Below are 13537 nucleotides of genomic sequence, written 5' to 3'. Positions count from 1 at the left end.
GTCTCTCCTTGCGGTCATGCGGCTGCCGACCTGTTGTTCTTGAGCGGAATTCCACTGGCGTGGTGAGCGGCGACGTAGCCGAACGTCATGGCCGGACCGAGCGTAATGCCGCCGGAGGGGTAACGACCGGCCATGATGCTCGCCATGTCGTTGCCGACGGCATAGAGGCCGTCGATCGGCTTGTGTTCGGCATCGAGCACCCTGGCGTGCTCGTCAGTGTTAAGGCCTGCGAAAGTGCCGAGGCTGCCGGCGACGATCTTCACGGCGTAGAACGGGCCGGCTTCGATCGGCGCAACACACGGGTTTGGCTGATGCGCAATTTCGCCCTGCACGCGATTATAGGGCGTGTCGCCGCGGCCGAAGGCAGGATCCTCGCCGCGCGCCGCGAAGCTGTTGTAGTAGTCGATCGTTGCGTGCAATCCTGCAACGGAGATGCCGCAGACGCCGGCTAGCGCCTCCACGCTCGCGCCTCGCTTCAAATAGCCATTGCGCAGCCAGGGTGTGATCGGGAACGGGATCGGGCGAACGCGGCCGAGCCCATAGCGCCTGAGGAATTTCGCATCGCAGATGGCCCAGGCCTCAGCCGGCTGCCCCACGGGCGTGGCGGCAAACAGCGCTTTCATCACGTCGTGATAGGAATCGGCCTCGTTCGCGAAGCGCGTTCCGTCGGCCCGCACCATGATCAGTCCCGGCTTGGCGCGCTCGATCAGATGGGGAAAGCGTCCGATCGAACCGTCGCGATGCGGTACCAGCGACACCGGGGCCCAGGCGCCGTTGTCGGACAGGTCGGTTCGCGTTCGCCCGCCGGCGATCTCGCCGAGGCGGATGCCGTCTCCGGTGTTGCTCTCCGGCGCCGCCGACCAGTGCTCGCGGCCGGTCGGTGCGTGCGGAAACATCACCGCCTTCCGTGCGGTGTCGTGCGGGAAGCCGCCGCAGGCGAGGACGACACCGCGCCGCGCGCGGATATCGAGCGGTGCGCCGTCATGGACGATTCGGGCGCCGGCGATGCGAGGACCTTCGGACAGCAGCGTCTGTGCCGGAGCTGATGTCATGATCCTGACGCCGAGATCGTCGGCGGATTTCACCAGTCGCGCGATCAGCGCATTACCGTTGACGAGATGCATGCCGCGACCGAAGCGCAACACGTCGAGCAGATGACGCGCAAGACGGCGTGCGACGTGCAGGAACGAGGTTAGCGACGAACGCGCGTTGAGGAAGTGCCGCAAATCTGCACCGGAAGCGATTCCCATGCCGAAGGGCGAAGTCTCGTCGAGTGGCGGCTTGAGATCCCGGACGCGCGGACCGAGCGCGCGACCGTCGAACGGCGCGGCGCACACCGAGCGTCCGCCGGTTGCTGCGCCCGGTGTCTTGCCGTGAAAATCCGGAATGGCATTGCCGTCGATGAAGGCAAGCTGCGTCTCGTTACTGAAGAAATCTACCATGCGCGGGCCCTGATCGAGAAACATCTCGATGCGGGTCTGGTCATATCCCTCGGCCAGCTCGTTGTTCAGATAGCGCTTCGGCTGGTCATGCGTTTCGACGATGCCGGCGCCCAGCGCGAGCGGGTTGCGCGGAATCCACATCCAGCCGCCGGACCAGGCGGTGGTGCCGCCGAGCTGCGCCTCTTTCTCGACCACCACGACGTCGAGGCCGAGCACGGCGGCGGTGACCGCCGTAGACAGGCCTCCGGCGCCCGAGCCGATGACGAGCAGATCGCAGTCGAGGCGTTGACCGTTATCCATGAAGGTCTGTCTCTCGACCCGCTTAGGCAGCGTTGCGCGCTTGTGCATCGCCGAGTGCATGGCGCACGGCGCGATAGGCGAAGGTGATGGCCGGGCCAATGGTGATACCCGGTCCGGGATAGGTTCCGCCCATGATGGAGTTCGCTTCGTTGCCGCACGCATAGAGGCCCGTGATCGGACGGCCGTCGGCCCGCATCACCTGCGCCCATTCGTCGATGACAAGCCCGGTCGCAGCACCGATATCGCCGGGGTAGAGACGCACTGCGTAGCAAGGGGGAGCCGCAATCGGGCCGAGCGTCGGATTGGGGCCGACTGCGGCGTCACCGTTGACCCGGTGATAGGGCGTGGTGCCGCGGCCGAATTCGTCATCCTTGCCGCTTGCGGCATAGCGGTTCATCGCGGCGATGGTGTCTTCGAGGTTGGCCGCGGGAACGCCGATCTTGCGGGCGAGCTCTGCAACCGTAGCGCCCTCGGTCAGGTAGCCGTCGGCGAGATAGGGGGCGATGTTGCTCGTTCCCATGCGCACCATGCCGAGGCCATACCTCTTCAGCCCGACCGCGTCGGTGATGATGAAGCAGGGGATGCAAGGCACGGTCTTGTTGTGCTCGAATATCGCGCGCCCGAACAGATGATAGGAGACGGATTCGTTGACGAAGCGCCGTCCCATCTGGTCCACACAGACGGTGCCGGGCTTGCTTCGGTCCATGACGAAGTGCGGAAAGCTCGCGGTGCTGCCATCGGCGCGGCGCCGGATCGAGACCGGAGCCCAGAAAGCGCTGTCGAGATTGCCTTCGCCGAGACGCGCGCCTAGACGCAAAGCGAAGTCCTGCATGGCGCCGGTGTGCCCCGGTGCCGACGGGCTGTGGCTCTCGCCCTGCGGCAGCAACTCTCCGCGTCGCTGCGGATGCCTGTTGAACCCGCCGGCAGCCAGTACGACGCCGCAAGCGGCCGACACCTGCCGCATTGTGCCGCCCGAGCTGAGCTTCACGCCGGTGACGGCGCCGTTTTCGGTCACGAGGTCCTGCACTTCGGTCCCGAGCAGAATGTCCACACCGCGGGCGTTCAACGACGCCAGGAAGCGGCCGATCAATGCATTGCCCATGACCAGCCGCGATCCGCGCCGGCCCTTCAGCCTGTCACCGGCATAGTGCGCGAGAATCTTTGCCGCGTGGGCGAAGGAGCGTGCCGACTTCCTGATAGCGAGGAGGTGGCCGATGTCGGTGCGATCGACCATCATGCCGCCGAAAATCGTGAACTCCGGAATTGGAGGGCGAATCTTGTCGAGATCGGCGCCGAGGCCGCGGCCGTCATACGGGACCGGTTCGAGTGCGCGGCCGCGCATGGTCGCGCCCTCGAACTGCTGCTCGTAGTCGGGATGGGTCGCATAGGGACGGAACTTGACCTCGCTGTTGGCCTCGAGCGTTGCGACCGCCTCAGGCGCGCTGTCCAGGAATGCCTCGCGCATCGCCGCGGGCGAATGGTTGCCGACCACGCCGTCGAGGAACTTGCGGACCTTCTCCCGGCTGTCGTCGGGATTGACGGTCTTGGAATGATGCGAGTTCGGCATCCAGGTGGTCGCGGCCGACAGCGCGCTGGTGCCGCCGACATATTCGGTGCGCTCCACCACGAGGACCTTGCGGCCCTCGATCGCCGCGAACAGTGCGGCGGCCATGCCGGCGGCGCCAGAGCCGATCACGATGAGGTCGTAGCGCGCGCTTTGTGAGATTGCGTCGATAGTTTTGAACATGGCGCTCACCTTGATCCGTCGCGCGTAAGCAGGAAGTCGATCATCGAGCTTTGCAGCGCATTATACATGTCGATGCCGGTCGAGGTCGGGCAGCCGAGACCCCGCGCCGCCTCGATAAGCGGGGAGACGGCTGGGCTGGTGATGACGCAGCCGACGAACGTGCCGGGCTTGAGCTTCGACACGTCGACCGGAAGCGGATCGCCGGCCTTCATGCCAAGCGGAGTTGCGTTGGCGACCAGATCGAAACCGGAGGGATTGGCAGAACCGGCATGGATCTCGGCCCGGCGCAGGGTCGTCAGCTTCGCGATCAGCTGGTCGCGGCGGGTTACGTCGTTGTCGTGAATCGCCAGCGAGCGAACGCCGGCCTCGACCAGGGCCATGGCGATGGCCGAACCGGCGCCCCCGGCGCCGACCAGAAGTGCGCGCTTGCCGGCGGGATCGCCGCCATTGGCGCGCACCGCGCCGAAGAAGCCGAGCCCGTCGACGATGTCGCCGTGCCAGCCGCCTTCGGGCCGCCGGCGCATGATGTTGACGGATTCGAGCAGGCGGGATCGTTCGGTGGAGCTGGCGCAGAACTCGAAGCAGGCGAACTTGTGTGGCACCGTCACGATGATGCCGTCGAGATTGCGGATCTCCATTGCTGCGGTCAGAAGGCCCTTCAGGTGGGCCCCGTCGACCTGCACAGGGACGAGAATTCCGTCATAACCGCGATCGACGAAGGCCTTGGTGACGCCGCCGGGCGACTTCACCTGTGCGATGGGGTCACCGACAATGATGTTGAGGCGGGTTGCCCCGGTCAGGTTCAGGCTGAGCATCTTTTTTCTCTTGTTGTTAAGCCGCTCCGCGGGCCTGAGCCGCTTCGGTCTGGACGACGCCGAGCAGCCGGGCCTGCAATTCGTGATCGCGCTCGAGGATCGCCGCATCGCCGCTGAAGGCGATCTGGCCATTCACCAGCACATAGGCGCGATCGACGATGGGAAGGACGAGCTCCGCATGGTGCTCGACAATGACCATGGCCACCTTGCCGCGCAGCTTGATAAGCGCATCCAGAACCTCCGTAACCACGGCTGGCGCGAGGCCCTCGAAGGGCTCGTCGAGCAGGATGAGCTTGCTCGGAACCATCAGCGCACGCGCGATCGCGACCATCTGGCGTTCGCCGCCGGACAGGCTTTCGGCCTTGGCGGAACGACGCTCGCGCAGGCGCGGGAACAGCTCGAACACCGCATCCAGTCCGAGGCCGCCTGGACGCGCAGCGAGCTGCAGGTTTTCAGCGACAGTCAGGTTGGGGAACAGCCTGCGTCCCTCCGGCACTAGCGAAATGCCGAGCCGGTTGATCTCGTAGGGCTTGAGGCGTGCAAGCGGCCTGCCTTCGAACACGATATCGCCGTTGCTGATGGTCAGCGTCCCGCAGAGGCTGCGCAGCAGCGTCGTCTTGCCGACGCCATTGCGGCCGAGCAGGGCGACGGCTTCGCCGGCGTGCACGGTGAGGTCGATAGCCTCGAGCACCGTGCTGCCGCCGTAGCCCGCGGAGACGCTGATAGCCTCGAGCAGGACCGCGGCGCGGGCATGGGCGATTCGCTCGATCGCCGGAGGCGCGGCCTTCGCACCGTCCTTGGCGGCTCCGAGATAGGCTGCGATCACGTCGGGATTGGCGGCGACTTCCGAAGGCTTGCCGTCGGCGATCATGCGTCCCTGGTGCAGCACCGAGATGCGGTCGGAGATCGCGAGCACGCGGTCGATGTCGTGTTCGATCAGAAGCACGCCGTGAGTCTGCGCGAGCTTCTTGATCAGGTCGGCAACGATGACGCGGTCGGATTCTGCAAGTCCCGCCAGCGGCTCGTCGAGCAGCAGCAGCTTGGAATCGATAGCAAGCGTGATGCCGATCTCGAGCAGCCGCTTGGCACCGTGCGGAAGATTGACGCATTGTTCGGCCGCGACGTCGGTGAGGCCGACGGCATCGAGGATCGACCATGTCCGGGCGTTGATCGTGTCCAGGGCGTAGGCATCGGTGAGCAGGCGGCCCGATCCCTTGCGTTGGGCCTGCACTGCGACGCGGACATTCTCGAAGACGGTCAGGTTCGGAAAGATCGACAGGATCTGGAACGAGCGGCCGATGCCGAGGCGGGCGCGCGCATGCATCGGCAGCTGCGTCACCTCGGTGCCGTCGAACACGATCCGCCCGCCGCTCGGCTTCAGCGCGCCGGACAGCATGTTGAAGAACGTGGTCTTGCCGGCGCCGTTCGGTCCGATGATGCTGTGAAGCACGCCGCAGCGGACCTCGAGGTCGATGCTCTTGGCTGTCACGAGGCTGCCGAAATTCTTGCTGAGCCCGAGCGTCTGGAGCAACAGCTTGCCGCGCTCAAACCCGGCGGCGCTGCTGGCAAAAGGGGCGATCACGGCAGGGCGCGGCGGGATATCGGGCCTCACGAGCGTCCAGCGCTGGCGGCCGAACAGCCGCTGCCAGAGACCCTGCATGCCTTCCGGGGAGGTCAGTGCGAACAGCATCAGGATCGGCGCGAACACCAGCCACCAGTTCTCAGTGATGGCCGACAGGCGGTCTTCGAGCAGGATGAAGGCAATGGCACCCCACAGCGGCCCGAGGGCGTGGTGAACGCCGCCGAGCACGGTCATCAGCAGGGAATCGCCGGCATGCTGCCAGCTCAGGTTGTTGGCGTAGACGCCTTCCAGCATCAGGGTCAGCAAGGCGCCGCCGAGGCCGACGAAGGTGCCGGTCAGGATCAACGCGCCGTGACGGAAGCGGTGAACGTCATAGCCGAGACTGCTCGCGCGCTGTTCATTGTCCCGGATCGCCTGCAAAACGCGGCCGAAGGGGGAGTGCGCGATCCGCCGCAGCAGCCAGATGCAGGCCACGGTGACCGCCACCACGAAGACGTGAAACGACCAGGCGCTGGTGAAGCTCGTGCGGTGAATGCTCTGCAGCCCGTTCTCGCCGCCGGTCACGGCCGTCCATTTGAACGCGATCTCGAACGCAATCTGGGAAAAGGCGAGGGTGAGCAGCGAGAAATATAGGCCCCTGCGGCGAAGGATAATGGCTCCGATCGCGAGCGCGAGCAGGGCTGAGAATACGGTTGCGAACAGCAGCGAGACGAGGTCGTTGCCGTAGCGTCCGAGGATGAAGAAGGCCGCCGCATAGCTCGCGCAGCCGAAGAACACTGACGCGCCGAACGGCACGAGGCCGGTATAGCCGACGAGCAGGTTCACGCCGGCGCCATAGAGCGTGTAGATCGCGATTTGCGTGATCAGCGAGATCGGCGAGCCGAGCAGCGACCAGAGCGCGGTCAGCGCGGCCAGAACGAGGGCGGCGACGACCGCCGGATGACGTAGCGCAGAAAGATGTGTCACTCGAACCTCTCCCAGCGTTCACCGAACAGCCCGCGCGGGCGGATCAAGAGGATGGCGGCCATCAGGATGTACATGGCGGCTCCCGACCATTCCGGCTGGAACTGAATGGTCATGGCCGTGGTGATGCCGACGAGAAGGCCGGCGACGATCGCGCCGAGGAAGGAGCCGAGACCGCCGATGGTCACGATAACAAAGGCCGGCATGATGGCGCCGGCGGCCATCGACGGCGTGATGGTCCAGAGCGGCGCCGCCAGCAATCCGCCGAGACCGGCGAGCAGGCAGCCGATGCTGAACACCCCGGTGAAGACGATCGGCAGGTTGATGCCGAGCAGCCCGACCATTTCAGGGTCACGCGAGCCGGCACGGATGATCCGGCCATAGGGCGTGTAGGCGAGAAACGCCCAGAACAGCACGAGCACAAGGACTGTTGTGGCCAGCACGAACATCCGGTACTTCGTGATCAGGATCGGACCATATTCGACAAAGCCTGCGAGGAACTTTGGCGCGGCGAACGGCACGGGCGCGCCGCCGAAGACCAGCCGCAGCACGGCCTCTGCCAACAGCGCGAGCGCGAAGGTCAGGATCAGTCCGAGCAGCGGCTCCTTGCCGTAGAGATGCCGGATCAGGACCATCTCGACGACCACACCGGTCAGGCCGGTCAGCAGAGGAGCCGCGAGCGCGGCCCACCAGCCGAATTCCTTGTTCAGGGCATAGGCGAGATAGGCCCCGATCGCGAAGAAGGCGCCATGGGCAAAATTGACGATGCCGAGCATCCCGAAGATGATCGACAGGCCGATCGCGATCAGCACATAGAGGAAGCCCAGCACCAGGCCGTTGACGGCCTGCGACAGGATCATATCGAGCATGGCGTCATCCGTTGTTGGGTCGCGACGCACGATGCCACGGCCATTGGCAATGACATCGTGCGCCGCTTTGAAACGACGTCAGAGCGTGTCCATCTTGCAGGCGCTGTCGGCCTGCGCGCCGAAGGCCTTGGCGATATCGTCCGGCGTCTTCGGCAGTTCGGCCTTGACGTCGAAATAGTCCCACTTGTCGGTGATCTTCGGGTGGATGCCCGCAACGAGGAGGCGGCTCGTCATCTGGTGGTCGAAGTCGCGATAGCCGATGTCCATATCGCCGCGCCGATACTTCCAGTTCTCGAGCGCCTGGACGATGGCGCCGGGCTCGGTCGATTTCGCCATCTCGATGGAATCGAGCAGGCTCTTCATGCCGAGCCAGCCCATCCAGGCCTTGTCGGCGGCGGGCCGGCCGTATTTCTTCTCGTAAGCCGCCGCCATCGCCTGCTCCTCGGGCGAATTGTTCGGGTTCTTGTACCACCAGGTGATGGTGTAGAGGCCGTCGGCTGCCTCGGGTCCGACGCCCCACAGATCAGTATTGCCGACCGAAATCTCGGCGAAGGGAATCTTGCCCTTCATGCCGAGCTCGTTCCACTGCTTCAGGAATGTGGTGAGATCGCTGGCGGCAATGCCGCCGATCACGACGTCGGGCTTGGCAGCACGGATCTTCAGGATGAACGACGAATAATCCGGCGTTCCGACCGGCACCTCGTCGGCGCCGACCACCGTGCCGCCATTGGCGGTGATGTAGTCGGTGAAGGCGCGCTTGATGTCCTGGCCGAAAGCGTAGGACGCGGTCAAGAGGTACCACTTCTTGCCGATCGACGCGCAATAAGGCGCGAGGATGCGCGCATGCACGTCCACCGGCGGCTGGAGACGGAAGGTGTATTTGTTGCAGGACTTGCCTGTGAGATCGCCGGTGGCGGCATTCGCGGCGACGTAAGGAATCTTTGCCTTCTTGGCGACCGACGAGATCGCCAGCGCGAACGAGGACAGCGCGCCGCCGACCATGCCGACGACCTTCTGCTCGCCAACCAGGCGCTCCGCGCTCTGCTGAGCGCCCTGCGGATTGGGCTCGTCCAGCCAGACGATCTCAGCCGGCCGTCCCAGCAGCGTGTTGTTGCGTTGTTCCAGCGCGAGCATGCCGCCTTGGGCGAGATATTCCGCCTGATCGACGATCGAGCCGGTCTTGGCCCAGATCATTCCGATCTTGATCGGTTCGGAGGCGGCGGCGTTGCCGATATAGGGCATGCCGAGGCGCGATGCGGCGAGCGACGTGGCGCCCAGCAGCAATCCGCGCCGGCCGATACGTAACCCTGTCGTTGCGAGCGTCTTCTCCTGTTCGGTCATTTTCGATCCTCCCCTTTCCCAAAAACCAGTCATTGCCGGTCGGCCATACATGCGGCTCTTGCTGGAGGCCCTAACACGACTGGAATTGAATTCCAATATCCAAAATTGAAAATTGGAATCCAATTCCAATTTTGAAGGGCTCGTGCTAGAAGCCCTTCCGAAGCAAGCCGATGATGGGAGGGGCGTGGAATGTCGAAGGTCGCGGTGGCAGTTTTCGGCGCTGGCGCGATCGGGCGGGCGCATGTCGAAGCCATGCGCCATCTGGACTCCTGCGCGCCTGCAGCAATCGCCGAACCTTCAGTTGCGGGAAGGGCTTATGCGGAGGGCCTCGGTGTTCCCTGCTATGCGGATCCGCTCGATCTGCTGCGCGAGGTGAAGCCACAGGCGGCGGTCATCGCCACGCCGAACGCGACGCATCGCGAGCTCGCCATCGCCTGCATCGAGCGCGGCATCGTGCCGCTGGTCGAGAAGCCGATCGCGAGCACGCTTGATGATGCGGCCGCAATTGCGATCGCGTCCGAGCGCGCAAACCTGCCGGTCCTGGTCGGGCATCACCGGCGGCACAATCCGATCATCCGCCGGGCGCGCGCGATGATCGCCGAGGGTGCGCTCGGCCGCCTGACCAACGCGACCGTGCTCTATACCTTCTACAAGCCCGCCGATTATTTCGAGATGGCTTGGCGGCGCGAGCCCGGCGGCGGACCGGTGCTCATCAACCTCATTCACGAGATTGACCTGATCCGCCATCTCTGCGGCGAGATCGTATCCGTTCAGGCGATCGCGTCCAACGCGGTCCGCGGCTTCGACGTCGAGGACAGTGCCGCCGTTCTGCTCCGCCTCGCCAATGGCGCGCTGGTGACGCTGAACCTCAGCGACACCGCGGCCGCGCCCTGGAGCTGGGACCTCGCAAGCGGCGAGAGTCCGAATTATCCGCCGCAGCCCGTCGCGGTGCAGACGCATTTCCTGAGCGGCACCGAGGGCTCGCTCGCGCTGCCGACGCTCGACCATTGGCACTACGCTTCGGGCAAGAGCTGGTTCGCCCCGATCACGCGTGACAGCGTGACATTCGAACGTGGGGATCCCTACCGCGCCCAGCTCGACCATCTGGCACGGGTGGTTCGCGGGGAGGAACGGCCACTGATTACCGCGCGCGACGGCGCGCTGACGCTGCGGGCCACAATGGCAGTTCACAAAGCCGCCAAAACCGGCCAGATAGTGCGCCCTGATCAGGAGATGCAATTGTGAATCAGGAAGGCCTGATGCTGAAGAATCCGGAAACCGGCGAGGCGCCGAGCGGCCTGTTGGAGCGCACCCTCGGCGTGCTCGAGCTGCTTGCGACCAACGCCCATGGCATGCTGCTGTTCGAGATCGCCGATTCCCTGCACATCCCGCGCAGCGCCACGCATCGCGTGCTGACCAGCCTGATCGAGCACGGCTACGTCAAGCAGGAGCGCGAGCAGGGCGCCTATCAGCTCACCGCCAAGATCGCGTCGCTTGCCTTCACCTTCCTCGCCGGCAGCGGCATCACCGATTTCGCCCAGCCGCTGCTCGATCGCCTGGCGCGGGAAAGCGGCGAGCTGGTGCGCCTTGCCATGATCGACGGGCGCGAGCTTGTCTGGGTCGCCAAGGCGCAAGGTTCGCCCGCCGGCCTGCGCTACGACCCTGACATGGGACAGGTCGGCCGGCTGTCCTGCTCGGCGAGCGGTCACGCCTGGCTATCCTGTCTCTCCGACGATGATGCGCGCGCTCTCGTCGAGAAGCAGGGGTATGGATTGCGCAAGGACTATGGTCCGCGCGCGCCGGAAAGCTGGCCGGCCTTGCAAAAATACCTGCGTCAGACCCGCAAGCGCGGGGTCAGCCTCTGCCTGCAGACCTATACGCCGTGGATGAACGCGTCTGCCGCACCGATCCGTCATCCCAAGACCAAGGAGGTGACAGGTGCCGTCGTCATCGCCGGTCCGCATATCCGCCTGACCGAGGAGCGGATGCTCGAGCTGGCGCCAGCGCTGGTTCAGACCGCGCAGGAGCTTTCGATGGCGACGCTCGCCTCGCCCGGCCTTCAGGGCGGGCGGCCTCACGGCAGTTTCTTCGACACGAATGCATCCTGAACAATGTGAGTCCTGAGTGCGATGCGAGTTCTGATCACGGGCGGTGGTGGCTTCATTGGCGCATGGCTGGCGCGCCGTCTCGCCGGCAGCGGGCACCAGCTTCGCGTCGTCGAGCCGGTCGAGCGCACGGCGCTGTTCGATAGAATCGCGGGAGCTGCCGCCGCGTCAGTGGATTGGCGCCTCGGCGATATCGCCGGTGCGCACGCGGTGCGCGCGGCTGCCGAGGGGTGCGACGCAATCATTCATCTGGCCGGCGTCCTGACGCCGGCGTGCAAGGCCGATCCCGTGCGCGGCGCGATGATCAATTTGGTCGGAACGTTGAACGTCTTCAATGCGGCGCAGGTGCTGGGCATCCGGCGCATCGTGTTCACGAGCAGCGCCGGTGTCTATGGCCCCGACGACGCCACGACGCCGCGTCCGATCACACATTACGGCACCTTCAAGCTGGCTTGTGAGGGCAGCGCGCGCGCCTATTGGGCGGATCACGGCATCGCCAGCGTCGGTTTCCGGCCCTACATCGTCTATGGCTTCGGCCGCGAAACCGGGTCGACCGCAGGGCCGTCGCTCGCCTGCCGCGCCGCCGCGCGGGGAGAGAGCTATGTGATCCCGTATGCCAGCACCGCAGGCCTCGTGTTTGTCGATGACGTGGTCGCGGCCTACGAGGCCGCGCTGCTGCGCGAGCCTGACGGCGCGCACGTCTTCAACCTGCCTGGCGAGGTGGTGTCGAACGACGATGTCGTTGCTGCGGTGAGGGCCGTGGTCCCGAATGCCAAGATCGGCATCGACGGACCCGAGCTTCCTTTCGCCGAGGACATCGGGGAGGGCGATCTGCGGCGCGTGTTTCCGGACCTGCCTGCGACCTCTCTGCGGGTCGGCATTCGCCGCACCATCGAGCTCTATCGGGGAAAGCCATGACGACCCCGGTGCTTGGCGCTCACACCTTCGGCTTCGCCTGGGACTGCGTCGCGGAAGAGGCGATCGCGCAACTCGCCGATGCCGGCTATCGCACGGTTCAACTGATGGCGACGCCGCCGCATTTCGATCCCTGGCGGCAGGACGCGGCGCGAACCCGGCGGATCGGCGCGCTCATCGAGCGCTACGGCCTGTCCTTGCTGGCGCTCGATCTTGCGAGCAGCGACATTAATCTCGCGAGCCCGTCGCCGCATGTGGTTGATTTCGCCGTAGCGTCCTATGAGGCGACGATCGAGCGGGCGGCCGAGCTCGGGGCGCGCTGGATCTGCGTCGGCTCCGGACGGCGGCATGCGCTGCTCGCCAAGGCCAATGACCGGCTGATGGTCAGCTTTCGCGAGGCCTTTGCCCGGATTCATGACAAGGCGACGCATGCTGGAATTCCAATTATCCTCGAGAACCATCCGCAGGGGCTTCTCGCCAGCGCCGCCGACATCGTCCGCTTCCTCGCCGATGAAGGCTACGCCGACATGCCGGTGATCTACGATGTCGCAAACGCCATTGCGATCGGCGAGGATCCGGTCGAGGGTCTCAGGACCCTATGGCCGCGTCTTGGTATCGTTCATCTGTCCGACAGTCCGAAGGGGCAATGGCGACACGATCCCATTGGCTCTGGCGAGATCGACTTTGCCGCCATTGGGGCAGAGCTGAAGCAGCGCTCCTACGGGGGCAGGATCGTTCTCGAAATCCTGTCGGAGCGGCCGCTGCAGGACATCGGCGAGGGTGCTGCAGCGCTGCAGCGGCAGGGACTGGCCTTTACGCGCGATAGCTGACCACGCAAGGCAGCTTGCCGCGAGAACTTCAACCGGCGACCGCGCGGGTCTGGCCGGGCAGCAGGCGCTCGCGGAAGCGGCCGGGCGACAAGCCGACATTGCGGGAGAAGAACCGGTTGAAATAGGCCGGATCGGCATAGCCGAGCGCCGCACCGATCTCGTTCACGGTCATGTCGGAATAGAGCAGGTTGCGTTTGGCCTCCGTGAGCAGCCGGTCATTGATCAGCGCCAGCGACGACTTGCCCGTGGTAGCGCGGCAACACGCATTGAGACGCGCCGCCGTCACGCCGAGCTTGCGCGCGTAGAAATCGAGCGGCGGGTGATTGCGATAGTGCCGCTCGACCAGCTCGCGAAAGCGCATCACCGTGTCGGCGTCCCGCTCGGTGGACACGGGGCGCGCGCGCTCCTGCTCGAGCAGCCGGCGCACCGTCACCGCGAGCAGTTGCAGATAGGCCTTGATGGCCGTGCGGCGGCCCGGGGCCGACCAGACGAATTCATGCTCGAGCGAGGCGAACAGGCCGACAAGGTCGATGTCATCGCCGATTTGCTGCGGGAGAAATCGGACCGGTATGCGAAAGCCCTCGACGAGATCGGCATCATTGTCGAGCGCGGATTGCAGGAAGGGCGG

General features: G+C 65.3%; 11 protein-coding genes. 4 read left to right on the top strand and 7 right to left on the bottom strand.

Going from position 1 to position 13537, the window contains the following annotated elements:
• Positions 1–14 precede the first annotated feature (14 nt).
• From K289_RS0132580 to K289_RS0132555, 6 genes are all read right to left on the bottom strand, one after another.
• A complete protein-coding gene (locus tag K289_RS0132580; RefSeq protein WP_027555291.1) occupies positions 15–1742 on the bottom strand; it encodes an FAD-dependent oxidoreductase in 1728 nt (575 codons plus the stop codon).
• 22 nt (positions 1743–1764) lie between these two features.
• Entirely contained in the window at positions 1765–3489 is a 1725-nt protein-coding gene (locus tag K289_RS0132575) for an FAD-dependent oxidoreductase (RefSeq protein WP_035686644.1), read from the bottom strand.
• Positions 3490–3494: 5 nt separating this feature from the next.
• Complete coding sequence (locus K289_RS0132570) at positions 3495–4304, bottom strand: shikimate dehydrogenase (RefSeq protein ID WP_027555289.1); 810 nt, start codon at positions 4302–4304, stop codon at positions 3495–3497.
• A gap of 16 nt (positions 4305–4320) precedes the next feature.
• Positions 4321–6852 (bottom strand): branched-chain amino acid ABC transporter ATP-binding protein/permease, encoded by a 2532-nt coding sequence (locus tag K289_RS0132565; protein ID WP_027555288.1) that lies wholly within the window; start codon positions 6850–6852, stop codon positions 4321–4323.
• Positions 6849–7718 carry a branched-chain amino acid ABC transporter permease gene (locus K289_RS0132560; protein ID WP_027555287.1) on the bottom strand — a complete coding sequence of 290 codons (870 nt, stop codon included), beginning with the start codon at positions 7716–7718 and terminating at the stop codon, positions 6849–6851. The genes K289_RS0132565 and K289_RS0132560 overlap by 4 nt, the downstream gene beginning before the upstream one ends.
• A gap of 78 nt (positions 7719–7796) precedes the next feature.
• Positions 7797–9059, bottom strand: a complete 1263-nt coding sequence (locus tag K289_RS0132555; protein WP_027555286.1) for an ABC transporter substrate-binding protein — start codon at positions 9057–9059, stop codon at positions 7797–7799.
• Between the two features lie 189 nt (positions 9060–9248).
• Here K289_RS0132555 and K289_RS0132550 point away from each other — a divergent pair, with 189 nt between their 5' ends.
• Genes K289_RS0132550 through K289_RS0132535 form a run of 4 tightly spaced genes read left to right on the top strand, consistent with a single transcriptional unit; the run spans position 9249 to position 12909 of the window.
• Positions 9249–10304, top strand: a complete 1056-nt coding sequence (locus K289_RS0132550; protein WP_027555285.1) for a Gfo/Idh/MocA family protein — start codon at positions 9249–9251, stop codon at positions 10302–10304.
• Positions 10301–11167, top strand: coding sequence for an IclR family transcriptional regulator (locus K289_RS45945; protein WP_156918315.1), 867 nt, complete (start codon positions 10301–10303; stop codon positions 11165–11167). The genes K289_RS0132550 and K289_RS45945 overlap by 4 nt, the downstream gene beginning before the upstream one ends.
• Before the next feature lie 21 nt (positions 11168–11188).
• Entirely contained in the window at positions 11189–12082 is an 894-nt protein-coding gene (locus K289_RS0132540; RefSeq protein ID WP_027555284.1) for an NAD(P)-dependent oxidoreductase, read from the top strand.
• Positions 12079–12909, top strand: a complete 831-nt coding sequence (locus K289_RS0132535) for a sugar phosphate isomerase/epimerase (RefSeq protein WP_027555283.1) — start codon at positions 12079–12081, stop codon at positions 12907–12909. The genes K289_RS0132540 and K289_RS0132535 overlap by 4 nt, the downstream gene beginning before the upstream one ends.
• A 28-nt stretch (positions 12910–12937) precedes the next feature.
• On the opposite strand, the gene K289_RS45940 is transcribed toward K289_RS0132535, so the two are convergent.
• Positions 12938–13537 (bottom strand): helix-turn-helix domain-containing protein (locus K289_RS45940; protein ID WP_156918314.1); only part of this gene is annotated, 600 nt, incomplete at its 5' end.

Source organism: Bradyrhizobium sp. Cp5.3 (genome assembly GCF_000426265.1).
Taxonomy (GTDB): domain Bacteria; phylum Pseudomonadota; class Alphaproteobacteria; order Rhizobiales; family Xanthobacteraceae; genus Bradyrhizobium; species Bradyrhizobium neotropicale.
The sequence above is the reverse complement of the archived record's forward strand: the minus strand, read 5'-3'. Positions and strand labels throughout refer to the sequence as shown.